21 protein-coding genes are annotated in these 25479 nt (G+C 71.8%); 7 read left to right on the top strand and 14 right to left on the bottom strand.

All coding sequences use genetic code 11. The features are described 5' to 3' along the window. Positions 1-4: 4 nt before the first annotated feature. Together afsK and kbpA are read right to left on the bottom strand one after the other, a co-directional pair. Positions 5-2746 (bottom strand): protein serine/threonine kinase AfsK, encoded by a 2742-nt coding sequence (gene afsK, locus AC07AB_RS25110; RefSeq protein WP_478570758.1) that lies wholly within the window; start codon positions 2744-2746, stop codon positions 5-7. Between the two features lie 737 nt (positions 2747-3483). Then, positions 3484-4272 carry an AfsK-binding protein KbpA gene (gene kbpA / locus AC07AB_RS25105; protein WP_478570756.1) on the bottom strand — a complete coding sequence of 263 codons (789 nt, stop codon included), beginning with the start codon at positions 4270-4272 and terminating at the stop codon, positions 3484-3486. A 296-nt stretch (positions 4273-4568) separates the two neighbouring features. Between kbpA and AC07AB_RS25100 the strand changes: the two genes are divergently transcribed. Continuing rightward, entirely contained in the window at positions 4569-5216 is a 648-nt protein-coding gene (locus AC07AB_RS25100; RefSeq protein ID WP_478570754.1) for a TetR/AcrR family transcriptional regulator, read from the top strand. 484 nt (positions 5217-5700) lie between these two features. Here the strand turns inward: AC07AB_RS25100 and AC07AB_RS25095 are convergent, their stop codons facing one another. Beyond that, a complete protein-coding gene (locus AC07AB_RS25095) occupies positions 5701-6222 on the bottom strand; it encodes a nitroreductase family deazaflavin-dependent oxidoreductase (protein WP_478570751.1) in 522 nt (173 codons plus the stop codon). Then, a complete protein-coding gene (locus AC07AB_RS25090) occupies positions 6222-7646 on the bottom strand; it encodes an acyl-CoA dehydrogenase family protein (protein ID WP_478570749.1) in 1425 nt (474 codons plus the stop codon). Before AC07AB_RS25090 ends, AC07AB_RS25095 begins: the two co-directional genes overlap by 1 nt. Before the next feature lie 130 nt (positions 7647-7776). Here AC07AB_RS25090 and AC07AB_RS25085 point away from each other — a divergent pair, with 130 nt between their 5' ends. Then, on the top strand, positions 7777-8979 hold the full coding sequence (locus tag AC07AB_RS25085; RefSeq protein ID WP_478570747.1) for a thiolase C-terminal domain-containing protein: 1203 nt from the start codon (positions 7777-7779) through the stop codon (positions 8977-8979). A gap of 75 nt (positions 8980-9054) precedes the next feature. Then, positions 9055-9732: a pyridoxine/pyridoxamine 5'-phosphate oxidase gene (locus tag AC07AB_RS25080; protein ID WP_478570745.1), complete on the top strand. Its 678-nt coding sequence runs from the start codon at positions 9055-9057 to the stop codon at positions 9730-9732. A gap of 296 nt (positions 9733-10028) precedes the next feature. Here the strand turns inward: AC07AB_RS25080 and AC07AB_RS25075 are convergent, their stop codons facing one another. The 3 genes from AC07AB_RS25075 to AC07AB_RS25065 all read right to left on the bottom strand — a co-directional run bounded on the left by AC07AB_RS25075 (position 10029) and on the right by AC07AB_RS25065 (position 11617). Continuing rightward, positions 10029-10670: a GNAT family N-acetyltransferase gene (locus AC07AB_RS25075; protein WP_478570743.1), complete on the bottom strand. Its 642-nt coding sequence runs from the start codon at positions 10668-10670 to the stop codon at positions 10029-10031. Between the two features lie 84 nt (positions 10671-10754). Next, positions 10755-11168, bottom strand: a complete 414-nt coding sequence (locus AC07AB_RS25070) for a Zn-ribbon domain-containing OB-fold protein (protein ID WP_478570741.1) — start codon at positions 11166-11168, stop codon at positions 10755-10757. After that, positions 11165-11617 (bottom strand): DoxX family protein, encoded by a 453-nt coding sequence (locus AC07AB_RS25065; protein ID WP_478571083.1) that lies wholly within the window; start codon positions 11615-11617, stop codon positions 11165-11167. The genes AC07AB_RS25070 and AC07AB_RS25065 overlap by 4 nt, the downstream gene beginning before the upstream one ends. A 211-nt stretch (positions 11618-11828) precedes the next feature. On the opposite strand from AC07AB_RS25065, the gene AC07AB_RS25060 reads away from it, so the two are divergent. The 3 genes from AC07AB_RS25060 (at position 11829) to AC07AB_RS25050 (ending at position 15621) form a co-directional block, all read left to right on the top strand. Continuing rightward, the gene (locus tag AC07AB_RS25060) at positions 11829-14054 is read left to right on the top strand and encodes an acetate--CoA ligase family protein (RefSeq protein WP_478570738.1); all 2226 of its coding nucleotides are present in this window, start codon (positions 11829-11831) and stop codon (positions 14052-14054) included. Positions 14055-14079: 25 nt separating this feature from the next. Next, positions 14080-14898, top strand: coding sequence for an enoyl-CoA hydratase/isomerase family protein (locus AC07AB_RS25055; protein WP_478570735.1), 819 nt, complete (start codon positions 14080-14082; stop codon positions 14896-14898). Between the two features lie 78 nt (positions 14899-14976). Continuing rightward, complete coding sequence (locus AC07AB_RS25050; RefSeq protein WP_478570733.1) at positions 14977-15621, top strand: flavin reductase family protein; 645 nt, start codon at positions 14977-14979, stop codon at positions 15619-15621. Positions 15622-15657: 36 nt separating this feature from the next. On the opposite strand, the gene AC07AB_RS25045 is transcribed toward AC07AB_RS25050, so the two are convergent. From AC07AB_RS25045 to AC07AB_RS25025, 5 genes are all read right to left on the bottom strand, one after another. Further along, positions 15658-16593 (bottom strand): hypothetical protein, encoded by a 936-nt coding sequence (locus AC07AB_RS25045; RefSeq protein ID WP_478570730.1) that lies wholly within the window; start codon positions 16591-16593, stop codon positions 15658-15660. Positions 16594-17227: 634 nt separating this feature from the next. Then, on the bottom strand, positions 17228-18295 hold the full coding sequence (locus tag AC07AB_RS25040; RefSeq protein ID WP_478570727.1) for a Zn-dependent alcohol dehydrogenase: 1068 nt from the start codon (positions 18293-18295) through the stop codon (positions 17228-17230). 154 nt (positions 18296-18449) lie between these two features. Further along, entirely contained in the window at positions 18450-19913 is a 1464-nt protein-coding gene (locus AC07AB_RS25035; RefSeq protein WP_478570724.1) for an aldehyde dehydrogenase family protein, read from the bottom strand. Next, entirely contained in the window at positions 19910-21115 is a 1206-nt protein-coding gene (locus AC07AB_RS25030; RefSeq protein WP_478570721.1) for an acyl-CoA dehydrogenase family protein, read from the bottom strand. The genes AC07AB_RS25035 and AC07AB_RS25030 overlap by 4 nt, the downstream gene beginning before the upstream one ends. A 275-nt stretch (positions 21116-21390) precedes the next feature. Beyond that, positions 21391-22302 (bottom strand): SDR family oxidoreductase, encoded by a 912-nt coding sequence (locus AC07AB_RS25025; RefSeq protein WP_478570719.1) that lies wholly within the window; start codon positions 22300-22302, stop codon positions 21391-21393. A gap of 98 nt (positions 22303-22400) precedes the next feature. Here AC07AB_RS25025 and AC07AB_RS25020 point away from each other — a divergent pair, with 98 nt between their 5' ends. Further along, positions 22401-23327 (top strand): cyclase family protein, encoded by a 927-nt coding sequence (locus AC07AB_RS25020; RefSeq protein WP_478570717.1) that lies wholly within the window; start codon positions 22401-22403, stop codon positions 23325-23327. Positions 23328-23575: 248 nt separating this feature from the next. On the opposite strand, the gene AC07AB_RS25015 is transcribed toward AC07AB_RS25020, so the two are convergent. Continuing rightward, a complete protein-coding gene (locus AC07AB_RS25015; protein ID WP_478570715.1) occupies positions 23576-24100 on the bottom strand; it encodes an ATP-binding protein in 525 nt (174 codons plus the stop codon). A 427-nt stretch (positions 24101-24527) separates the two neighbouring features. Then, the gene (locus AC07AB_RS25010; RefSeq protein WP_478570712.1) at positions 24528-25478 is read right to left on the bottom strand and encodes an acyl-CoA dehydrogenase family protein; all 951 of its coding nucleotides are present in this window, start codon (positions 25476-25478) and stop codon (positions 24528-24530) included. Position 25479: the final 1 nt, after the last annotated feature.

The following is a 25479-nucleotide window of genomic DNA, read 5'->3' as shown; positions in this document are numbered from 1 at the left end:
GCCCTTACCGCCCGCCGCTCCGGGCCAGCCCCGTCCCCTTGCCCGCGTCCAGCGCGTACACGCAGCGGTCCTTGCTACAGGCGTAGACAACGCCGGCCGCGACCACCGGCGACCCCGTGATCTCCCCGCCCGTGGCCAGCTTCCAGCGCAGCTGCCCACCGTCGGCGTCCACCGTGTACAGGCAGTGGTCGGCGGAGCCGAAGTGCACCCGCCCGTCCGCGACGACCGGCGAGCCCACCACCTCGCCGCCGGCCGCGAACCGCCACTTCGGCGTGCCCGTGACCGCGTCGAGCGTGTAGAGCGCGCTGCCGCTGCCCAGGTGGACGGAGCCGCCCGCCACCAGCACCGGTTCGATCGACTGCCGCGCCTCGGTCGCGATGCGCCAGCGGTCGCGGCCGGTGGCCGCGTCGATGGCGTACACGGTGCCGAGGTAGTCGGCGATGTAGACGCCGCCGCCCGTGACCGCCGGCCCCGGCGCGAAGGCGGGGGCGCTCAGGAAGACCGCCGGAGCGTCGAACCGCCACCGCACATCGCCCCGGGCCGCGTCGATCGCCAGGACGCGGGTGCCCGCGGCCACGTACACGGCCCCGTCGGGCGCCGGAAGCAGCCGCATCGGCACTCCGCCGCAGGACCCGGCGTCGCCGACCGGGTACGACCAGCGCTCCGCGCCCGTACGGGCCTCCAGGGCGCGCAGCCGGGCGTCCGCCCAGATGTACACGACGCCGTCGTGCACGACGGGCCCGTACTCGGGGGTCTCGAAGTCGGTCTGTGCGCCGCTCATCTCCCAGAGCAGTTCGCCGTTGGCCGCCTCCCACCCCTGTACGCCGCCGCCGCGCGTCCCCGTGACGACGGTGCCGCGGTCGACCGCGAGGGAGTAGATCCAGCCGTCGGTCGCCAGCCGCCAGCGCTCCGAGCCGTCGGAGGCGTCGAGCGCGTACAGCGTCGGACCGTCCGAGGCGTGGATGCGGCCGCCCGCGACGGCCATGGCCCAGGCCACGTCCCGCGTCTTGAACTGCCGCCGCCCGCTCGCCACTTCGAGCGCGTGTACCTCAAAGGAGGTGACGTAGAGGAGGTCTCCGGAGACGGCCGGGGTCCCCCACACGTCGTTCGACATCCGGAACCGCCAGGGCCGCCAGCGCCCGCGCGCGCCTTGGTCGCCGCTCTCGGCCGCGGGCGGCGCCGCGGGCGGGGCGGGCGCGTCGCCCGCCGGGGTCGGCGAGGGCACGGCGAGGGGCACGCCGTTCGGCGGCCGTACCCAGCCCGTCGCGGACCCCGCGTCCACCGACGCGTGCGATTCGCGTGCGTCGGCGCGCGGCCCGGGCCCGATCGGCACCTGGGACCCTGACAGCCGTACGGGCCCGTCCCCCGTATCCCGTACGGGCGCGGGCACCGCTTGCGCGGCGGCGTGCCGGCCGGGTGCGCCGCGCGGGTCGTCCAGACCGGTCGAACTCTGCCGGCCGCCGTGCGCGGGCCGGTGCCGGTCGGCCCCGCCCTGCTCGTCGCCACCCTGATAGGCGTTTTCCCAGTCACCCACGCTGACGGGCCCGCCGCCCGCCACAGGACCGGCGTGGGGGTCCGCACCGCGCCCGGAGCCGTGGGCCGGACCAGGCGCATGGGACGGGGCCGGTGCGGCAGCGTGACCGGGCGGCCGGCCGGAGAGGAAGCCCGGCCCCGACTCGGGTGGCGGCCCGCCGGCCGCCGACGGCTGGTAGGCGGGCGGCGGCTCGTACGGCGCGAGCGGCGCGGGGGAGGACCGCGCGAACGAGGCCGCCGGGGGCTGCGCCGGACGCGGCGGCGTGGCCGGCCGGCCACCCCCGCGGCCCCGCGCTCCGGAACCGGCGGCGGACCGGCCGCCGCCCCGCCGCTCCTCGATCATCGTGACCGCGCTGTCCGGCAGCCAGGCCGAGGCCGTGCCGCTGTCGTCCGCTTCGGAGGCGAAGAGATGCGGTGCGAGCTGGGACTGGAGGTCGGCCGGGCTGGGCCGCTGGTCGGCGGTCATCTGCATGCAGGAGTCGAGCAGCGGACGCAGTTCGTCCGGCAGACCGCTCAGGTCGGGGCCCTCGCGGAGCAGCATGAAGACGGTCTCTACCGGGTTCGCGCCGTGGAAGGGCGCGTGGCCGGTGGACGCGAAGACCAGGGTCGAGCCCAGCGAGAAGACGTCGCTGGCGCCCGTCACGCTGCGCGAGTCGCGCGCCTGCTCGGGCGACATGTAGGCGGGGGTGCCGACAGCGACATTGGTCATGGTCAGGCGGGTGTTGGAGACCCCGCTCGCGATACCGAAGTCGATGACGCGCGGCCCGTCCTCGACGACGAGCACGTTCGACGGCTTGAGGTCCCGGTGCACCAGCCCGGCGCCGTGGATGGACTGCAGCGCCTCCGCGATGCCGGCCGCCAGCCAGCGCACCGCCTGGGCGGGCAGGGGCCCGCACTCATTGATTATTTCTTCGAGGGAGGGCGCGGGCACATACGCGGTGGCGAGCCACGGCACGGCGGCCCGGGGGTCGGCGTCGACGACGGCGGCGGTGTAGAAGCCGCTGACGGCGCGGGCGGCCTCCACCTCGCGTGTGAACCGGACGCGGAACAACTGGTCCTCGGCCAGCTCGGTCCGCACCGTCTTGATCGCGACCCGTCGGCCCGAGGCCGAGCGGGCGAGATAGACCAGCCCCATGCCACCGGCGCCGAGTCGGCCGAGCACCTCGAACGGGCCGATCCGCCTCGGGTCGTGCTGCGTCAGCTGCTCCACCACTGGCCTGCCACCTCCCCGTAGGGGCTCGAAGGGTTCCAGCCCCGTGCAGCGTCTCACCGCGAATTATCCCGGGGTACGCATCCTGATTCTTCCTGGCCGAGGCCCCGGTTGCGAACCCGGGGGCGCTTCGCCGTGTCTCCGTTACATCCGGAAGGGCTCGCGCCGGACGGAGGGCCTGGGCACGTACGGGCGGAACGTCGGATTCGTGCCGACCGGCCGGGCGGGACGCTGCCGCGTTGACGCGCACCGGCCGGGTACGCCGCTCCGGCGCCCGTATGGACTTCCCCGCAACCGTACGTCGGCCGGGCGGGCCGCCGTCCACGTCCGCACACCGGCCGGGCGGGCTGCTCCCGTGTCCGTACGCGACGACTGGGCGGGGCTCCCCCGCGTCTGTACGACGACCGGGCGGGGCTCTCCCCCGTGTCCTTACGCGTCCTTACGCGACGGCCGAGCGTCCCTCCCCCGCGCGCCGCCTCGCACGAACGCGCCCGCCGGACCGCGCCGTCCGCGGGCAGGCGGGCAGGCGGGCAAGCGGGCAAGCGGGCGTGCCCGCTCGCCGGAGCGCGGTCTGCGCGGCCTGCGCGGCCACAGCGACTGACGCGCCACCCCTGTCGGCGACCGTCCGTACCGGCAATCGCCGTACGGCGGCATGCGACGTCAGCCGCCGACCGGTCAACGGTCGGCTACCGGCCGATCGGGACCGGGCCAATCGGTAGCCGGCCGATCCGCAGCCGCCGTTACTTCGTCGCCGCCGACGGGTCGATGACGGCGAAACTCGCTCCCTGGTCGTCGACGACGACCGCGAACCGTCCGTGCGGTGTGTCCTGCGGCTCACGGATGACGCGCCCGCCGAGCCTGGCAGTGGTCCGCACCGCCGCGTCGCAGCCGTCGACCATGAAGTAGATGAGGAAGTGCGCGGGCATCTCGGCCGGGAAGGTGTCGTCGATGACGGCTCGGCCAAGGGCCGCGTGCTCCCCGTCGGAGGGCTGGCCCGCGGGCGTCCAGACGAGGAAGTCCATGCCCGAGTCGCCGCTGTAGTCCACGCTGCCGTAGCCGAAGACCGCCTCGTAGAAGGGGTCGACGGCCTTCGCGTCGCGGGTCCAGCACTCGACCCAGCCGTACGAGCCGGGCTCGTGCTGAAGCCCGAAACCCTTGTGGGCGCCGGGCTGCCAGACGCCGAAGAACGCGCCGCCCGGGTCGACCGCGAGGCCCATCGTGCCGAGATCGCCGACGGCGATCGACTCCTCGATGACCTGGCCGCCCGCCTCCCGGACCTTGGCCGCGGTGGCGGCCGCGTCGGACGTGGCGAAGTAGATGTCCCACGCGGTGGGCATCCGGCCGTCGGGCTTGGGCATGAGCCCGGCCACCGCTTTGCCGTCGCGCAATGCCTGTGTGTAGTTGTGGAATTCGGGTCGGGGCGCACCGAAGTCCCAGCCGAACAGCTCGCCGTAGAATCGCTTGCCCGCTTCGAGATCGGGGAGCGCCACATCGGCCCAACAGGGCGCTCCATCCGCAAACGCGGCCATGGGTCCGGTCCTCTCGTGCGAAGAGTGTCCTGCACCACACGCTATCGGGGGATCACGGATCGCGCCCACCCCTGGAATCGAACGCTTGGGCAATTCCAGACGGTCACAGAGCGTTGCCCACTAAAGTTATCCCCAGCCTGTTGATAAGGCGATTCACCAGTACGGACCAATACGCACCGGCACCCTGCGCACCTGCTGAAACGTCCCTGAGCTGCCCGTACACAGCGGTCCACCCCCCGGCCCCCATTTGCAGGCAGCCGAATCGCGATCCGATCACCCCTCGGTAAGCTGACGGCATGACAGGACAAGTACGCACCGTCGACGGCCGAGTGGCCGGGCGACGCGGACAGGCGACGCGGCAGAAGCTGCTCGACTGCCTCAGCGAAATGCTCAGCACCGAGCCGTACCGCGACGTCAAGGTCATCGACGTCGCCCGCAAGGCGGGCACCTCACCCGCCACCTTCTATCAGTACTTCCCCGACGTAGAGGGCGCCGTCCTCGAAATCGCCGAGGAGATGGCGACGGAGGGCGCGAGCCTGACCGCCCTCGTCGCCGGGCGCTCGTGGGCCGGAAAGTCCGGCTGGCAGACCGCCGAGGAACTCGTCGACGGCTTCCTCGGCTTCTGGCGCAAGCACGACGCGATTCTGCGCGTCGTCGACCTGGGGGCGGCGGAGGGCGACAAGCGGTTCTACAAGATCCGCATGAAGATCCTCAACGCCGTCACCAACTCCCTCACGGACTCGGTCAAGGAGCTCCAGTCCAAGGGCAAGGTGGACAAGGACGTCAGCCCGGCGGCCATGGCGGGCTCCCTCGTCGCGATGCTCGCCGCGGTCGCCTCGCACCAGAAGGGCTTCCAGAGCTGGGGCGTCAAGCAGGCCGAGCTCAAGCCCAGTCTGGCGCTGCTCGTGCACCTGGGCATCACCGGTAAGAAGCCGACGAAGTAAGCGCCCGCGCACTGGCTTCGGAGCACCGCGTCCAACCGCGCGCCCGCTCCGCCAACGTCCTGTCACCGCAGCGGCGGATCTCTCGGCCATCCCGGGGGATCCGCCGTTGCGGCATCCGGGGCCGCGCACACGGACAGCCGGGGAAACCGCACACCTCAGTCGCTCGCGGGGATCCAAACATCGATTGCGGACCAATGCCGACCAATGCGGGCGAGCGCACGGGCCCGCCCGTGGGGGACTCGGCCGCCCCCTTCAAGACGCCCGCCACGGCGCTCGTCATGACACCGCCGTCATGGCACCGCCGCGTGAAGCCACCGTCCTGACACCGCCGTCATGACGCCACTGCCACGAACCGTCCTCGCGACACCGCCGTCGCGCTACGGACGTCGTGACACCGTTCTCGCGACACCGCCGTCGTGACACGTCCTCCCGAAACCGCCGTCGCGACGACCGCCGTCGCGACGACCGCCAGGAACCCGCCCGGCTACCCGCCACCCAGGCTGTCGGCCCCTTCACGAGGCCCTCGCCCTGGCCCGCGTCGCTCCAGCCGGAACAGTCTGATCTCGCGCTCCACACGCTCCTGGTACTTCGCGTACGGCGGCCAGAACTCCAGCAGCGCCGCCCACGCCACCGCCCGCTCCGCCCCACTGAGCGGTCGGGCCCGTACGGCGATGTCCCGCCCCTTCCAGCTCACCCGCGCCTCCGGATGCGCCAGCAGATTCGCGGTCCAGGCGGGGTGCCCGGGCCGGCCGAAGTTGGAGCCGACGAGCAGCCAGGTGCCGCCGTCCTCCGGCATGCAGGCCAGCGGCGTACTCCGCGGCCGGCCGCTTTTGGCGCCCGTGGCCGTCAGGATGACGCCGGGCAGCATCTGCGCGCTGAGCAGCACTTTGCCGCGTGTCAGCCGGTGTACGGCGCGATCCATGGCCGGGATCACGTACGGGGCGACCTTCGCGAAGGCCCTGGTGGCGGACACCTTCTGCACGAGTCGGACCCCTGGCGGGGCCATCAGACGGCCACCGCGGCGGGGCCGGCCGATGCGGCCGGGGCGACTGGACCGGCCGAGGCCGCCGTGCGGGTCGCGGCTGCCGGACCGGCCTGGGCGTCCGGTGTGAACAGTCCGGCCAGGTCCGCGGCGCGCGCCCGCAACCGGTGCACGGGCCCGAAAAGCAACTCGTCGCAAGCGGCGCGTTTGAAGTAGAGATGCGCGTCGTGCTCCCAGGTGAAGCCGATGCCGCCGTGCAACTGCACCGCCTCGCCCGCGACCGTGCGCAGCGCCTGGAGCGCCTGCGCGAGGGCGAGCCCGCCGGTACCGGGCTCGGCGTCCATCCGGCCCGCGGCCCAAGCCGCGTAGTACGCCGCCGAACGGGCCGCCTGCACCTCGACGTACAGGTCCGCCAGGCGGTGCTTGACCGCCTGGAACGAGCCGATCGGGCGACCGAACTGTTCCCGCGCCCGCGCGTATTCGAGCGTGCGCGCCAGCGCCCGGTCGGCCGCGCCGACGGCCTCTGCGGCGAGCACGGCGCCGACGCCGCCGCCCAGCCGCGCGAGGGCCCCCGGCACATCGGCCTCGTCGCCGGCTCCGAGCAGCTCGGCGGGGGTGTCGCGGAGTTCGATACGGGCCTGGGGCCGCGTCTCGTCCAGCGCGGTGAGGCGCGTACGGACGAGCCCCGCGAGACCGGCTCCGGGTACGGGTCCGGAACCGGCGCCCACCCGTGCGATGGGCCCGGTAGCCGTCCGCGCGGTACGTGCGCCCCCGGCCCGTACCCGACCTTCCGGGGACGCTCCCCCGGCCCGTACGGTCCGCGCCGCCGTAGCCGCGTCCCCGGTCCGTACGACGAACAGGAGCGTGCGGCTGCGCGCGTACCCGCCGGCGTGCGCGGCCACGATCAGCAGCCCCGCGCTGTGCCCGTCGAGTACCTGTTCAGCCTGCCCGTACAGCCGCCAGCCCCCCTCGTACGGGCGGGCCTGCACGCCCCCCGCCCGGCCGCCGCCGGCCCAGTCGCCGTCGTTCGGGCCGGTGAGCCCGAGCGCCGCGGACAGCGCACCGCCCGGCACGGCGAGCGCCGCAGTCAGCCCGCCGTCGGCGAGGCGCGGCAGCAGTTCGGCGCGCTGGGCGTCCGTACCGAGTTCGGCGAGGAGGGGCGCGGCGAGGGCGGCGGTGGCCAGCAGGGGCGAGGGCAACAGCGCCCGCCCGGTCTCCTCGCAGGCCAGCGCCAGCTCGGTCAGGCCGCAGCCGACGCCGCCGTATTCCTGGGGGATGGCCAGCCCCGGCAGCCCCAACTGCTCGGCGAGCTGCCGCCACAGCCCCTCGTCGTACCCGGCCTCCGTGCGGACCGCGGCCTTGACCTCATCCGGTCCGCACCGTTTGGCCAGCAGTTCGCGCAGTGTGCGGCGGATCTCGTCCTGCTCCTCGGTGAACGCGGCGTCCATCGGCGCACCCCTCCCGTTTCTGACGGGTCGTCATGGTAGGGAGAAGGGGCGCACTTTCCTAGAGCCGGGAGCGATTCGGCCAACCACGCGGGGTGCCGCCGGAAGGCTTACCTGATGTACCGTCAGATTCATGAGATCAGGCACTCCAGGGGCCTCATCAGTCACAACAGGCCGCCGCAAGGTGGCCGTCGTCGGCGTCGCCCTCGCCGACTGCGGCCGCGTCGACGAAGCCACCCCCTACGCCCTGCACGCCCAAGCGGCCCGCCGCGCCCTCGCGGACTCGGGGCTCGACCGGTCGGTCATCGACGGGCTGGCCTCGGCGGGGCTGGGCACGCTCGCCCCTGTAGAGGTCGCCGAATACCTGGGGCTGCGGCCTACGTGGACGGACTCCACCTCGGTCGGCGGCTCCACCTGGGAAGTCATGGCCGCGCACGCGGCCGACGCCATCGCGGCAGGCCACGCCAACGCCGTCCTGCTCGTATACGGCTCCACCGCCCGCGCCGACATCAAGGCCAAGCGGCGGACCTCGAACCTGTCCTTCGGCGCGCGGGGGCCCCTCCAGTTCGAGGTCCCCTACGGACACACGCTCATCGCCAAATACGCGATGGCCGCCCGCCGCCACATGCACGAGTACGGCACGACGCTGGAGCAGTTGGCCGACATCGCCGTCCAGACGCGCGCCAACGCCGCGCACAACCCCGACGCGATGTACCGCGCCCCCATCACCGTCGACGACGTGCTCGGCGGCCCCATGATCGCCGACCCCTTCACCAAACTGCACTGCTGCATACGGTCCGACGGCGGCTGCGCGGTACTGCTCGCGGCCGAGGAGTACGTCCCGGACACCGCGCGGGCCCCCGTATGGGTACTCGGCTCGGGCACCGCGGTCTCGCACACATCGATGTCGCAGTGGGAGGACTTCACCGTCTCTCCGGCCGCGGTGTCGGGCCGCGCCGCCTTCGAACGGGCGGGCATCGGCCCGAGCGACGTCGACGTGGCCGAGCTGTACGACGCGTTCACCTACATGACGCTCGTAACGCTGGAGGACCTCGGTTTCTGCGCCAAGGGCGAGGGCGGCGCCTTCGCGGAGAAGGGGCGGCTCACCATCGGCGGCGAACTGCCCGTCAACACCGACGGCGGCGGGCTCTCCGCCTGCCACCCGGGGATGCGGGGGCTGTTCCTGCTGGTGGAGGCGGTACGGCAGCTACGGGGCGAGGCGGGCGCGGGCCGTCAGGTCCACAAGGCCGGGGGCCGGCTCCCGGAGATCGCGGTGGCCTCCGGAACGGGCGGCTGGTTCTGCTCCTCCGGCACGGTGGTACTGGGGCGGGGGTGAGCCCGTGGTTCTCGGCCCAACGGCCCTCCTCAGTCGCTCCTCCCGATCCAAACCTCCGTTGCTTAGATGGTGCGCATGACCACCGAGCCGAACCAGCGACAGGCGGAGTTCCGCGCCCTTCTGCGCTCGCTGCCCGTATCGGAGGGCGAGCTGCCGCCCTTCGACTCCGCCTCAGCCCCCGCCGCCCCCCTGCCCCTCTTCCAGCGATGGCTGCGCGAGGCCGCCGAAGCGGGGGTGCCCGAGCCGCACACGATGACGCTCGCGACCGCGGACACGGCGGGCGCCCCGTCCGTACGCGTCCTGATGCTGCACGACGCCGACGAGCGCGGGTGGCACTTCGGCTCACACCGTACGAGCCGCAAAGGCCGCGAACTGGCCGCGCGGCCGGAAGCGGCGCTCGGGTTCTACTGGTCGGCGCTGGGGCGACAGGTGCGCGTCCAAGGGACGGTGACCGCCGCCGGCCCCGAGGAGAGCGCGGCCGACCTGCGTCAGCGGTCCACGGGCGCCCTGGCGGCGGCCCTCGTCGGCAGGCAGAGCGACGTGCTCGGCTCCTGCCGCGAGCTGGCGGAGGCATCCGCCGAGGCATGGGGACGCGCGCGGCGCGAACCGAATGCCCAAGTGGACAGTTGGACGCTCTACCTGCTGGCCGCGACCGAGGTCGAGTTCTTCCAGCGGGATGCCCAGCGCCGGCACGTACGCCTCAACTACCGCCTTACGGGCGACGGCTGGACCACCGAACTCCTCTGGCCCTGACGACGGCGGCGGCCGCACCGCCAGGGGCGGGATGCCCCTGGACACCAGCGGCGGTCGCGACAGCGGCGACAGCGATGACAGCCGCGACGCCAGCGGACGCGACAAACCCCGTACCCGGCGCAGCCCCAGCCCGACCGGGCCAGGCCAGGTCCGAGCCTACGAACCCCCGGCCGGGCCCGAGCTACGCATCTCCCGGCCGGGCCCGAACCTACGCACCTCCCGGCCGGGCCCGCCCCTGAGCATCCGCGGGAGCCGCCAGACCCGCGGGAGCCCCTGTCTCACTCTCCGGCCGCGACTCACCCCTCATCGGCCACCCCCGCAGCATCGACTGCCCCCGCAGAGTCGACTGCCCCCGAGAAGCCGGCCGGCGGCGGGTCGCTCGCGAGCCGTGCGTGAAGGTGGACGTCCCGGAAGACGTCCTTGCGCCCCGCCTCGAACATCGCCTCCCGCAGGGTGCCCTCGTACTCGTACCCGCAGCGGGCCGCGACCCGGCAGGACGGCGTGTTGCCCACCGCGTGGCCCAGTTCGAGCCGGTGGAGGCCGACGTCCTGGAAGGCCCAGCGGGTACAGAGCTCCAGCGCGCGGGCGGCCACCCTCCGGCCGCGGGCCGCGGGGAGGACCCAGTAGGCGACGCGGGCCTCCGCGAGGATGTGATTGATGGCGCCGAGGGACACCTGCCCCACGATCTCGCCGTCCTCGGTGACGGCGTAGGTCGCGGAGTCGCCGCGCTCCCAGCCTTCGAAGCCGTTACGTATGGAGTCACGGGCATCGGCCTCGTCCCGGACCGGAACGAGCAGCGTGTTCCAGCGCAGGAACTCGGGGTCGGTGACGCCCTGAAGCACCACGGGCGCATCCGTGTACTCCCATGTGCGCAGCCGCAGCCCATACCCCCGCAGGTCGGCCGGGCGCAGCGCTTCCGCCGCCGTCGTGTTCGCCATCCTCGCGCACTCCCCACCCCCGTAGCGCCCCGACGCCCGTCGCTCGGTCCTCGACGCTCCCGGACAAGTCAATCTGCACCGCATTCAACAGGGACGGAAGACAGGCACTGTCACCGGGGGTTCACTGGACTCCGTACGGAAATGAGCCCGCAGCGGCATACCGACGCGCAGGTCTCCCTCCGGGCAGTCGACGATCTCGGTCATCATCCGGGGCCCTTCGGCCAGGTCCACGACGGCGGCGGTGTACGGGACGCGGTCGCCGAAGGGCGGCAGATCGTTCAGGTGGACCACCGACCAGGTGTAGAGCACGGCCCGGCCGCTCGTCTCCTCCCAGCGGACGTCCTCGCTCCAGCAGCGGGGACAGAACTCGCGGGGGTAGTGGTGGGCCAGCGAGCAGGCGGCACAACGGCGGATCAGGAGGCGGCCTTCGGAGGCCGCGTCCCAGTAGGGGCGGGTGAAGGCATCGGTCTCGGGCAGGTCGAAGCGCGCCACGCTCACAGGAACAACCCCATCACGTCGTCGAGGGACCACGTCTGCCAGCTCATGGCGAAGAGGGCGACGAGCGATATGAGCGCCATCATCGCGTTCTGGCCCTGTTCGGCCCAGTCGTGGACCATGAGGACGAGGTAGAGCAGATTGAGCAGGAGGCCGCCTATGAGCGCCACGGGGGTGAGCAGACCGAGCACGAGGCCGAACCCCAGGGCGAGTTCGGCGTAGACGACGATGTACGCCATGGTCCTGGGCCGCGGACTGACGACTTTCTCGAACCCGGTTTTCACGAAGCCCCAGCGGTGCTTGCCCGCCACGTCGGTGGCCCACGCTATGCCCGTACCGCGCTCGAACCAGCCCTTCTTGTCCTTGTGCCGCCAGCTCTCCAGCCACCACAGCCCGAGGCCGATACGCAGCACAGCGAGCCATTCGGCCCCGCTGAGCCAGACCGTCCGCATCGTCTGCATCGCCTGCCCTTCTCTTCTCGCTCGCCGCTCTCCGCTTCTCAGTTTTCTGACGGTACGTCAGTTCAACGGATGGGTAAGGGGTTACGCAAGGGGCTCGGCTCGGATCTCTTTACCGTGCAACCCCATTCCTGACGCAGCGTCAGTTCAGTAACCTGACTAGGCGTCAGTTGTGTTGGCCATCGAGCAGGAGTGGGCGAGAACGATGCTTGGATCGACTCACGGCACCCTCACCACCACCTCCCGCACGGCCCGCGTGCTGGCCTGCGGAGAGCAGACGGCGCCCGCCGTCCACGGCAGGGCCGCACCGGCCGAGGACGTGGATGTCAGCGGACGGGCTCTGCACTCGGACGTACCCGACCTGGACCGCTTCTTCCGTCCCTCCTCAGTGGCAGTCGTCGGCGCGTCCGACGTCGAGGGGCGCCCCAACACCGGCATCACCCGGCAGCTCATCGCCTGGGCCGAGCGCGTCGGAGCCCGGCTCCACCCCGTGCACCCCACCCGTACCAGCGTCTTCGGCCTCCCCTGCTGTCCGAGCGTCGCCGACCTGCCCGAAAAGGTCGACCTGGCCGTACTCCTCGTCGGCGACCCGACCCCCCTCATCGAGGAACTGGCCGAGTCGAAGGTCCGGTTCGCCGTCGCCTTCGCCTCCGGCTTCGCCGAGACCGGCGAGGCGGGCGCCGCCGCGCAGCAGCGACTGGCGGCCGCCGTCGAACGCTCCGGGATCCGCCTCCTCGGCCCGAACACCAACCTCAACGCCTTCGAGAAGTTCCGCGACGACCTCGACGGCCCCGCCATCGCCCTCATCACCCAGTCAGGCCACCAGGGCCGCCCCGTCTTCACTCTGCAAGAGCTCGGCATCCGGCTCTCCCACTGGGCCCCGACCGGCAACGAAGCGGATCTGGAGACAGCGGACTTCATCTCCTACTTCGCCACCTGCCCCGAGGTCGGCGCCATCGCCGCGTATGTGGAAGGGCTCAAGGACGGCCGCGGCTTCCTCCTGGCCGCCGACCGGGCCGCCCGCAACAAGGTGCCGGTGGTCACCATCAAGGTCGGCCGGACCGAGGCCGGTGCCCGGATGGCCGCCTCCCACACCGGCAAGCTCACCGGGGCGGACGAGGTGGTGGACGCCGCCATGCGGCAGTTCGGCGTGATCCGCGTCGACGGCCTGGACGAGCTTCAGGACACCGCGGCCCTGCTCGCCCGCGCCCGCCCGCCGCGGGCCGACGGCGCCGTGGTGTATTCGATCTCGGGCGGCACGGGCGCGCACTTCTCGGACCTGGCGACCGCCGCCGGACTCGAACTCCCCACGCTCGACGCAGCCAAGCAGGCCGAGCTCCACCAGTGGATCCCCGACTACCTCAGCGTCGCGAACCCGGTGGACAACGGCGGCCACCCCGTGGGCGACTGGCGCGGCCGAAAGATCATTGACGCGATCCTCGCCGACCCCTCCGTCGGCGTCCTCATCTGCCCGATCACCGGCCCCTTTCCGCCCATGAGCGACAAACTCGCGCAGGACCTGGTGGACGCGGCGGAACAGAGCGACAAGCTGGTGTGCGTGGTGTGGGGGTCCCCCGTCGGCACCGAGGCCGCTTACCGCACCACCCTGCTCGGCTCCTCCCGCGTCGCCACCTTCCGCACCTTCGCCAACTGCATCACCGCCGTCCGCGCCTACCTCGGCCACCACCGCTTCACCGCGAGCTACCGCTCTCCCTTCGAGGACGCCCCGCGCGTCCTGTCCCCCTCCGCACGCAAGGCGCAGGCGCTGATGCGCCCCGGCGAGCAGCTCAGCGAGCACGCCGCGAAGCAGCTGCTGCGCGCGTACGGCATTCGCGTGCCACGCGAGCAGCTGGTGACCAGCGCGGCGGCGGCCGTACGGGCGGCCGGCCTGGTCGGCTACCCCGTCGTCATGAAGGCGTCCGGACCGCGGCTCGCCCACAAGAGCGAACTCGGCCTGGTCAAGGTCGGTCTGACCTCCGCCAGCCAGGTCCGGGACGCCTATCGCGAGCTCACCGACATCGCCCGCTACGAAGGCGTGCCGCTCGACGGAGTGCTCGTCTGCCAGATGGTCGCGCGGGGCGTCGAAATGGTCGTCGGCGTCACTCCCGACAGCCTCTTCGGCCCCACCGTCACGGTCGGTCTCGGCGGCGTGCTGGTGGAGGTGTTGCGGGACGCGGCGGTGCGCGTCCCCCCGTTCGGTGAGGACCAGGCGCGCGCGATGCTCGGTGAACTGCGCGGCCGCGCCTTGCTCGACGGCGTCCGCGGCGCGCCGCCGGCCGACGTGGACGCGCTCGTCGAGGTCGTACTGCGCGTCCAGCGCATGGCCCTGGAACTGGGCGACACGCTCGCCGAACTCGACATCAACCCGCTGATGGTGCTGGAACGCGGCCAAGGCGCGGTGGCGCTGGACGCGCTCGCCGTCTGCCACTGACCCAAGGATCTGGAGCCGCTCCCCCATGACTTCCTCCCCCGAAGAATCCGTTGAGTCATTGATACGGCACACCACTGACAACGGGGTCTCGTGGATCACCCTCAACCGCCCCGAAGCGATGAACGCCGTCACCTGGGACCAGCGAGAACGCATTATTTCGCTGCTCGACGAGGCATCCGCCGACCCGGCCGTACGAGCCGTGGTGATCACCGCGACCGGCAAGGGATTCTGCGCCGGCGCGGACCTCCGCGGCGGCCCGGCCAACGGCGGCGCCGAACGCGTCGCGGGCGATGTGGCCCGTACGATCCGGCGCGGCGCCCAGCGGCTGATCAGCGCTGTCCTGGACTGCGAGAAGCCCGTCATCGCCGCCGTCAACGGCACCGCGGCGGGCCTCGGCGCGCACCTCGCGCTCGCCTGCGACCTTGTGCTGGCGGCGGAGTCGGCCCGGTTCATCGAGGTGTTCGTACGGCGCGGGCTCGTACCGGACGGGGGAGGCGCGTACCTCCTGCCACGCCTGGTGGGCCCGCAGCGCGCGAAGGAGCTGATGTTCTTCGGCGACGCGCTGCCCGCCGCCGAGGCGGAGCGGCTGGGCCTGGTCAACCGGGTCGTGGCCGGAGCGGAGTTGGCGAAGGTCGCACGCGAATGGGCGGAGCGGCTGGCAGCGGGCCCCACCCGCGCGCTCGCCCTCACCAAACAGCTGGTCAACGCCTCGCTCGACGCCGACCGTACGGCAGCCTTCGCGGCCGAGGCCGCGGCGCAGGAGATCAACATGACGACATCGGACGCGCGGGAGGGCGTCGCGAGCTTCATCGAGCGACGCACGCCCGAATACCGAGGAGGTTAACCAAGTGTCAGGCTCTGCCCATCACTTCCCATCCGAAATCCCGTCAGATTCAATGAAGTCATGATGGGACACGCAGGGATGGCAGCCACCGCCGTGCGCTATCTGCGGTCGGTGGGTGCGTCCACCTCAGCCGGTCAGCCGGTCGACCCACTCCCCCGCCCCGAATTGCGAGCCGTCCGCGAGGACGAACGGCCACCCGTTGAACCGTCCGAGTTCCGGCGCGTTCTCGGCAACTTCGCGAGCGGCGTCACCATCGTCACGGCGCCGGCCGAGGCGGGTGAGACGGACGACGACGGCCGGTCCGGCCCGGCGGGCTTCGCCTGCCAGTCCTTCTCGTCCCTCTCCCTGGACCCGCCGCTGGTCACCTTCATGGTGGCCCGCACCTCCACGACCTGGCCGCGCATCGCCCGCGCCGGCGTGTTCTGCGTCAACATCCTGGGCGCCGGGCAGGGCAGCCTGTGCCGGGGCTTCGCCGTGAGCGGCGCGGACAAGTTCGCCGGAGTGGCGTACGAGCCTTCGCCCGCGACCGGATCGCCGCTGCTCGCGGGCGTGCCCGCGTGGATCGACTGCGCCATTCACGCCGTGCACACGGGCGGCGACCACCTCATCGTCGTCGGGCGCGTCGAGGCGCTCGGCGCCGCGGAGGACGGGGCCGGACACGGGGCCGGGGCGGGCCCGCTGCTCTTCCACCGGGGGGCGTTCGGCTCGTTCGGCGGCCTCTGAAGCGCTCCACCGCGGCCCGGGGCCCAGGCCGGTCCGTCAGTGCTGGTGGGCCCCGGTGTGGGCGCTCTTCCCCTGCTGCGCTTTCCGCGCGGCCTCGGCCTTCTTCTTCGTCGTCTTCGTCAGCACATAGCGCTTGCCGGAACCCGGCTTTCCGATCTCGTGGAAGATCCGCGGCTTCTTGGCGGTGCCGCCGACGTTCCAGTCCCGCGCCAGGTCACACGCGCTGATCCGCATGGAGACGCCCTGAACGTGGCCGCCGTCCTTCACCGAACTCCAGGTCCCGGTGCCCTCGCAGTCCTTCGGCTTGTCCTTGCCGGTGCCATCCCACACGAAGTTGTCGAGCCCGTCGGCGACGGCCTTCCCGTCCGTGGCCAACTGCACCATTCCGCCGTGCCCGTCGCTCCAGGTGCCCGCGATGTCCGAGGCGCTGAGCCGCGGCGGCTTGTAGACGCTCACCAGCCCGGTTCCGTACGCGGCCGTGCCGAGTACGGCGACGCCCAGCCATGCCGCGGCGGCGTTGCGCGTCACCCGCGGGACGAGGCGTCCGCTGCGGCCTTCCCGGGCCCGCCCCCCAGCGGTCCGCGCGACCACGGTCGCGGGCGCGAGCGCGACGGTGAGAGCGGCCCACCACTCCAGGTAGGTCAGGGGCTGCGCGAGCGCCCGGCTGCCGAGCGCGGCCACCGCCCCGAACGCGACGACCAGCGCCGCCGACACCACCGGTACGGCCGCGAGGGCCCTCCACCGGTTGTCGGTGCGCTCCTTTCGCCGCGCCCAGCAGCGCGCGAGCGACAGCGCCGGCATGACCGCGATGGCGGTGATGAAGCCGCTCAGCAGCACACCGACAAGGCCGAGGACGAGCACTGCCCCGACGATCACTGCGGCGCTGCCGGGGAGGCCGTCGTGCTCGCGCGCGAGCATGACGAAGACGGCCAGCGTCCCTCCGATGACGGCTTCGGCGCACAGCGTCGCCATTGAGGCGCAGAAGGCCGACCCAAAGCCGTCCTCTGTGCCCTCTGTGCCCTTGACGGCCTTGACGGCCTCGGCGTTCTCCGGCGGCTCCTCCCCCGCGGCCTTCCCAGGCCGGCGGGGTCTCGCCTTCGTCAGGTCGACCCGTGCGCCATCCGGTACGGGGGCGGGCTCCGGGTCTGTACGGGGGGCCGCGGCCGTTTTCGGGCGTGCCGATTCCCCGTCCGCCTCCGCCGATATAGCGCCAGGCCCCGTCTGCTGAGTCATATCCGCCCCTCTCACCAAGAATGATTCCTTGTGGGGCCGGAAGGTTCCGCTCCAAATGGGCCGGCCGTCGGGGCTCTCAACGGGCGGCGGCACGCGCCGGTGCCCGGACCGCCGGTCCGCGACCCCGCCCGAATCGCACGCCGGCGTCGGCGCCACCCCAATCACCTGGTGAATCGCTCCTGTTGATGCCGACACGCACCGACTGTCCCGTACGCACCACCCACCCCGTACGTACGGTTCCCCCACCCGGAACCGCCAGTGTGGCCCTCGTCACTATGGGCCGCCATAGCGCCCCCAGGGGCCGTCCCGTTGACCATCCCTACGGAATGGTCCCTGCGCGCGGTCGGCGTCCGGCACCGGCGGGTACGGAGCGTCAGAAGGTGAGCACGCAGCGCGCCACCCGTCCGTGGTGGGCATCGTCGGCGGCCTTCGCGAAGTCCTCGACCGGGTAGGTCTCCGTGATCAGCTCGTCCAGCAGCAGCCGGCCTTCGCGGTAGAGGCGCGCGTACAGGGCGATATCGCGTTGCGGACGCGAGGAGCCGTAGCGGCAGCCGAGTATCGATTTGTCGAGATACATGGACGAGACCAGGAAGGACGCCTGCGCGTCGGCCGGAGGCACACCGAGCAGGACGGCCTGTCCACGCCGGTCGAGGAGGTCGACCGCCTGCCGGATCAGTTTGGTGTTGCCGACGCATTCGAAGGCGTGGTCCGCGCCCGTCGGCAGGATCCCTTTCACCGCGGCGGAGGTGTCGGGGGTGGTGGAGGCGTCGATGAAGTGGGTCGCACCGAATGACCGGGCCGCCGCCTCCTTCGCCGGATTCGCGTCCACCGCGACGATCGTCGACGCTCCGGCGAGACGCGCCCCCTGGAGGACATTGAGGCCGATGCCACCCGCGCCGATAACGACGACCGACTCGCCCTGGCCGACCTTGGCCCGGTTGAGCACCGCTCCGACGCCGGTCAGCATCCCGCAGCCGATGAGCGCGGCCGAGGCCAGCGGCACATCGTCGGGGATCTTGACGGCCTGGACGGCTTTGACGACCGTACGCTCGGCGAAGGCGGAGTTGGAGGCGAAGTTGAAGAGTTTCGCGCCGCGCCTCGTGAAGGGCTGCCCCGGCATGCCGATGGCCTTGCGGCACATGGTCGGGCGGCCCCGGTCGCACTCGGCGCACGTGCCGCAGTTGGCGAGGGTGGACAGGGCGACGTGATCGCCGGGCGCGACGTGCGCGACGCCCGCGCCGACCGCTTCGACCACGCCCGCGCCCTCGTGGCCGAGCACCACCGGTACCGGAAAGGGAATGGTGCCGTCGATGACCGAGAGGTCGCTGTGGCACAGGCCGGCCGCGACGACCGCGACCAGCACCTCGCCGGGGCCTGGCCCGCGGACCTCCAGGTCGTCGACGACCTGGGGCTGTTTGCCGTCGAAGATGACGCCTCGCATATGTGCCGTCCCTTCAAGGTGGCCTTGGCCAAGGCCGGAGAGGAGTTCCGCGGAGGAATCCGGTGCGGAAGGCGGAAGCCGGAAGGCGGAAACTGTTGCCTGGGCCCCGCCGCTGTGCCGGGGTGACACCGCTGTGCTGGAGTGATGGCGCTGGTCAGGAGGGCCAGACGACGGATTGGAGTTCGCTGTACGCGTGCAGGCCGAACGATCCGCCGTCGCGGCCCACCCCGCTGTCCTTGAAACCGCCGAACGGGGTCTCGGGGTGCCGCTGCACGGTGTTGATGCCGATATTGCCGCTGCGCAGGCGGGCCGCGAGGGCCCAGGCCCGGCCGGCGTCGGAACTGAAGACGTAGTCGTAGAGGCCGTAGGACGTGCCGTTGGCGATGCGGACGGCCTCCGCCTCGTCGTCGAAGGGAATCGCGACGACGACCGGTCCGAAGAGCTCCTCGCGCGCGACCGTCATGTCGGGGGTGACATCGGCGATGAGGGTGGGCCGGACGTAGAAGCCCGGCTTGAGGTCGGGTCGCGCACCGCCTGCGACGACGCGGGCGCCCTGGTCACGAGCGCCCGCGATATACGCCTCGACGCGGTCGCGCTGGGCCGCCGAGATCAGCGGACCGACGATCGTGGAGTTATCCACAGGGTCCCCGACTGTCAGTGCTTCCGCGTACTGTTTGAGACCGGCGACGACCTTCTCGTACAGCGATCGATGGACGAGCACACGGGTCGGTGCCGTGCAGATCTGTCCGCTGTGGAATGACCAGACCGAACCGACCGCCCTGATCGCCGACGCGACCGTTTTCTCGTCGGCATCCCCCAGGACGATGGCCGCGCCCTTGCCTCCCAGCTCCATCAGGGTGCGCTTCATCGACCTCCCAGCGGACTCGGCGATCTTCTTTCCCACCGCGGTGGACCCGGTGAAGCTGACCATGTCGACGCCCGGGTGGGACACGAGTTCCTCTCCGGCGGCGGCACTCGATCCCGTGACGACGTTGAAGACGCCGTCCGGCAGTCCGGCCTCTTTGAGGATCGGCCCCAACTCCAGGCAGGCCAGCGGGTCTTGGGGGGCGGGCTTGGCGACCACGGTATTGCCCATGGCCAGGGCGGGCGCGGCCTTGCCCGCGAGGTTGACGATGGGGAAGTTGTAGGAGGTGATGCATGCGATGACGCCCATAGGGCGACGTACGGCGGCGGCGCCGATGAGTCCACCGGGGGCCAGGGCACTGGCCTTCACGGGCTGCGGAGCCAGCGGGACCACATCCGGTTCGAGTGCACCGCGCGCGTAGCGGCGGAAGCGGTCGGCCGCGGTGGGCACCTGCATGGTCGAAGCGAGGCGCATGGTCGCGCCGGTCTCGGCCTGGAGCAGGGGCACGAGGTCCCCGCCGTGTTCGGTGAGGAGATCGGCTATCCGGTCCAGCACGGCCGCGCGCTCGCGCGGGTCGGTGCGGGACCAGCCGTCATAGGCGGCCCGCGCGGCGGCCACGGCGGCGGCGACTTCGGCTCGCGTCGCTTCCGGGGCCTCCCCGACGACCTCTTCGGTCGCCGGATTGACAACTGCATAGTGCCCTTGGTCGGGCTCGCACCAGGAGCCGTCGATCCAGTGCCCGTACGCGGTCATCGGGACTCCTTCGGCAGGCCGAGCACCCGCTCGGCGATGATGTTGCGCTGGATTTCGTCCGAGCCGCCGTAGATGGTGTCGGCGCGTGTGAAGAGGAAGAGGCGTTGCAGGGCATCGAGTTCGTACGGACGCTCGGCGCTCCAGTCGGCGGGGCCGAGGGCCGCGGCCGTACCGCGCACCCGCATCGCCAGCTCGCCGAGCCGCTGATGCCAGCCGCCCCACAGCAGTTTGGCGACATTGGGAGCGCCGGGCACGTCAGTGGTGCCCAGCGTCCGCAGGGCGTTCCAGCGCATCGTCTGGAGTTCGGCCCACTGCCGTACGAGCCGGTCGCGCAGTACCGGTTCCACTGCGGCACCGCACTCCAGCGCGAGGCGGACCACTTCGCGCAACTCGGCGGCGAAGCCGATCTGCTGGACGAGAGTAGAGACTCCGCGTTCCAGGGCGAGCAGCCCCATGGCGACCTGCCAGCCATTGCCCTCCCCGCCGACGAGGTGGTCGGCGCTCGCCAGCGCCCCGTCGAAGAACACTTCGTTGAATTCGGCGGTGCCAGAGAGCTGCCGGACCGGCCGGACCTCGATGCGGCCCGGCTGGTCCATCGGAACGAGCAGGAAGGAGAGCCCGTGGTGGCGGCGGGAGGCGTGCTCCGTTCTGGCCAGCACGAAGCACCAGTGGGCGTCCTGGGCCAACGAGGTCCAGATCTTCTGGCCCGTGATCCGGTACGGGCCGCCGGGCGCGGTGTCTCGGGTGGCGGTGGTCCGTAACCCGGCCAGGTCGGACCCGGCGTCGGGCTCGCTGTAGCCCTGGCACCACAGTTCCTGGCCCCGGGCGATGGGGGGCAGGAACCGCTCCCGCTGCTTCTCGTCCCCGTAGCCGATCAGGGTCGGGGCGAGCAGATTCTCACCGATGTGGCCGACGCGTCCGGGCGCCCCCGCGCGGGCGTACTCCTCGGCCCAGACGACCTGTTGGGTCAGGGTCGCGGTGCGGTTGCCGTAGATGCCTGCCGTGCGGTCCCAGCCGATCCCTATCCAGCCGGACGCGCCGAGTTCGCGCTCCCAGGCACGGCGGACCTCCGGGAGCTCGTGCTCGCTACCGGGCCCGCCGTGGCCGGCGGCGTCCGCGAACTCACCGGTCAAGTGCGCCGAAAGCCACGCCCGTGCCTCTTCGCGAAAGGTCTCGTCCTGTGGCCCGAAGGCGAAATCCACAGCGTCTCCTTTCCTTCCCCGCGCTCCGCGCGGGTTCGCTCGGCCGGCCGCCGGCCGGGCTGCGGTCAGGTCCTGTCGCCAGACTCCCGCCGTGCGCCCGGAGGGCGGGCCCCGCGGCGTCTGGTACGTGCTCTCACGAGGCGGAGGGCCATCCCCTGCACCTGGACCCGACGACGCGGCGCGGGAGCGCTCCAGGCGCCGCGGGGCAGACGGGAGGCCGCCTCCAGGGCCTGGGCCGCCGGGTCGGGCGGCACTTGGCGTCGTCCCCTGCGGTCTCACGCGTTGGGTCGCTCCTTGGCCGCCGCGGCGGCTGCCATCGCCTCCAGTCGCGCCAGCATCGGCATGGGATCCGTGCCGACCGTGCCGGGCAGGAAGTCGGCGATCTTCTGGGGGGTCCACGCACCGTCCGCGTAGGCGGAGCGCAGTTCACGGGGCTGGGCCCAGACCGCGATCTTGGGGCCGGCGATCGTATAGACCTGCCCGGTGATCTTCTCCTCGCGAGCCCGTTCGCTCAGCAGGTAGACGACGAGGGCGGCCACGTCCTCCGGTTCGCCGATCTCCTTGAGCTCCATCGGTACGTTCGCCGACATCCGGGTGCGGGCCACGGGGGCGACGCAGTTCGCGGTCACCCCGTACTTGTTGAGGCCCAGGGCGGCGCTGCGCACCAGGGAGATGATGCCGCCCTTGGCCGAGGAGTAGTTGGCCTGGGCGACGCTGCCCTGGTGGTTTCCGCTGGTGAAACCGATGAGGGTGCCGCAGCCCTGCTTGCGCATCACCGCCGACGCGGCCCGGAAGACGGTGAAGGTGCCCTTGAGGTGGGTGGCGATGACCGGGTCCCACTCCTCCTCGGACATGTTGAAGAGCATGCGCTCACGCAGGATCCCGGCGACGCATACGACGCCGTCGATCCGTCCGTACCGCGTCAGGGCCGCGTCGATGATGCGCTGACCGCCCTCCATCGTCGAGACGTCGTCCGCGACGGCGACCGCCTCGCCGTCGGCCGCTTGGATCTCCTTCACCACCGACGCGGCGATCTCGCTGGTGGGTTCGCCGCCCTCGATGGATACGCCGTAGTCGTTGACGACGACCTTCGCGCCCTCGGCGGCGCAGGCGAGGGCCACCGCTCGTCCGATGCCGCGGCCGGCCCCGGTGACCGCGATCACCTTGCCTGCCAAGAAGTTCCCCACGTCGCACCCCTTCCCGCGTTTTCTGACGGACCGTTAGATTTTTGAGCAGACGGGTGCCGAGCACAAGACCCAGAGGACAACCGATCCCAGGAGGACCCGTGGCCCTGCCACCCGAGTTCCACGACATCGCCAAGCGCGTCAACAACTGGGGACGTTGGGGCGAGGCCGACGAGATGGGAACCCTCAACCTCATCACCCCCGACGCCGTCCGCGCGGCCGCCGAGACGGTACGGTCCGGCCGCCGCATACCCCTCGCCGTCCCGTTGCTACAGGACGGAGTGCAGACCGGGATGATCCCCGGCAGGGTCAACCCGCTGCACACGATGGTCGCCGTCAACCTGGAGATGTTCGGTCCCGAAACCGTCGCCACCAGCGACGACGTGGTGACCATGGGCCTACAGGCAGGCACCCACTGGGACGGCCTCACCCATGTCTCGCACAGCGGCAAGCTCTACAACGGCCGCCCGGCGGACTCGATCACCGCACATGGCGGAGCCGCGTTCCACGGCATCGAAAAGGCCGGGCCCCTCGCCTCCCGCGGCATCCTGCTGGACGTCGCCCGCGCCCGCGGCCTCGACCGCCTGGAGGGCGGGCACGCCGTCACCCCCGAAGACCTGGCAGCCGCGGAGGAGCTGTCCGGCGCCAAGGTCCGCTCCGGCGACTGCTTGCTCATCAGGACCGGCCAGATCCAGCGCTACCTGGCGGGCGACAAGCACGCCTACGCCTTCCCCTCACCCGGCCTCTCCATCCGGACGCCCGAGTGGTTCCACGCCCGCGACGTGGCCGCCGTCGCCAACGACACCCTGACCTTCGAGATCTTTCCGCCGGAGATAGACGGTCTGTGGATGCCCGTGCACGCCCTCGACCTGGTCGAGATGGGCATGCCGCAGGGCCAGAACTGGAACCTGGAGGAGCTGTCACAGGCGTGCGCGGAGGAAGGCCGCTACACGTTCTTCCTGTCGGCCGCACCGGAGCCGTTCGTCGGCGCGACAGGCGCACCGGTCGCACCGGTGGCCGTCTTGTGAATCCGGTCCGGACCAGCGGTGGGCCGGACGGTCGGGCAGCGGTGCGCGCGTGCGCGCCCCGAGCACGGCACAGCGCACCGCCACCCGGCTCCGACGCTCAGACCATGCGGACGCGCCGGGCCGCGACCCGCACTCGCCGAGGCAGTCCGGTCGAATCCGGCTTCTCGACGTCCCCTCGCGACGAATCGCTCAACCCAAGAGTGATCACCTGGGCACGCCACGTCAACACCTGGTCTGGACTTTATTAGTTATGCCCCATTTGTCGCGGCGCGGGGTGAGTCACAAGCCCCCACCAGGAGCGACTGGGCACGGTCCACCTCGCACCAGATGCTCTTGCCCGTGCCCTCCGGCCGCCAGCCCCACCTGTCGGCGAGCCCATCGACCAATTCCAGGCCGCGGCCGCCCGTCTCCTCGCCGTCCGCGTACCGCTGCCGCGGCGGGCGCGCGCTGATGTCGGCGACTTCCACCCGGACCGTGCCGGCGCCGGCGCCCGCCTCCATCGCGGCGGCCCCGCCACGGCTGTCACCATCGCGTCGGCCGTCGCCTCCGAAGCCGGCGCGGACGACCGGGAAGAGCATGCGGAGCACGGCCGGGCAGCCCGTATGCACCACCGCGTTGGTGACCAACTCCGAGATCAGCAGCAGGAGCGTGTCGGCCAGCGGCTCATCCGCACCTATCCCAGAACCGGCAAGCCGTGAACGGGCCCACCTCCGGGCTCGCCCTACCTCCGCAGGGTCGGGCCTGATCTCCATCTGCACCTGAAGCACCTGCACCGCTCACACCATCCGAACCGGCGGACACATCGCCTCGCACCTCTGAGAGATCACGGACCGTGATCCCCGTGCGAGACAGCATGGTTGACGTTCAGTCACCCCAACAAGCGCTTCGGGCATATTCCGGCGCAAAGGAGTATGCGTGCTGCATACTGTGCGACGCGTGCCACGGGGAGTCGAACAATCGAGGTTTACGGGCCTCCACCCGGTGGGAGCGGCACACATTCTCGCTTCCAGGGTTGCCTCGTTGGCAACACCGGGGGAGTTGCGCCTCAGAACCACTCGCACCCAAGGGAGCGTACCCGAGCCCGGAGCCGACTCCCCCCAGTGACGAGTCACCCTTAGGACACAACCCGGCATCAACGCTCGGTGACTACTTACATGGTGCAGATGGGCAATTTCACCTGATGTCCTCTACCGTGCGACATTACCCCCCATACAGCAGCTCTTCTGCGAGCGCTTCCTCGCCTGCCGCCGCCGACTGCCACCGCTGCGCCCTCAGCCAGGCCCGCTTCAGGTGCAGATGAACGTCCGCCTCCCACGTGAACCCCATACCGCCGTGCACTTGCAGACAGTCTCGGGCGTTGTGGACTGCGGCCTCGTCGGCGAGCAGTTTGGCCGCCGCGATGTCCCCGGGCTCCTGCGTGACCGACGCCGCGTACACCGCGCTTCTGGCCACCTCCGCACGTACGAGCATCCGCGCGCACAGGTGCTTCACCGCCTGGAAGCTCCCGATCGGCCGACCGAACTGGGTGCGCTCCTTGGCGTACGAGACCGCCGTCTCAACCGTACGGACAGCGCTGCCCAGCTGTTCCGCGGCGGTCAGCAGGGCCGCTTCCCGGCGGAGGCGGGGAGCGTCGCCCCCGAGCGGGCGGCCGCCCCCGGGCACCACGACCCGGGCCATCGGGGTCAGCGGGTCGACGGAGCGGACCGCTGTCACCGCCGGGGACGACGGGTCGACGCTGTACGGCTCACCATCGCCGATGAAGATCAATTCATCGCAGTCCGCCGGGTGTTCCCAGAGCCGCTCCTTCACGGTCGCGTCGCACATCCCGACGATCCGCTCGCCGCTCGCCGCCCCCTCCACCAGGCCGGCCGCGAGGTGGGTGGCGATCAGGGGGCCAGGCAGCAGCACGCGGCCCGCCTCTTCGAAAAGGAGCACCGCCTCGGGCAGCCCGAGCCCCACGCCGCCCTCGTCCTCCGGCAGCCGCAGCCCGAAGAGCCCGACCTCACCGAGTTCGCGCCACAGCCCTCGGTCGATGACCGGCCCGGCCCCGTCCACCGCGGCGCGCAGCCGCTCCCGCGGAAACCGGCCCGCCAGCAGATCACGCACGCCGGACCGCAGCGCCCGTTGGTCCTCGGTCAGCTGAAAGTCCATG

The organism is Streptomyces sp. NPDC044033 (genome assembly GCF_056434425.1).
The sequence above is the reverse complement of the archived record's forward strand: the minus strand, read 5'-3'. Positions and strand labels throughout refer to the sequence as shown.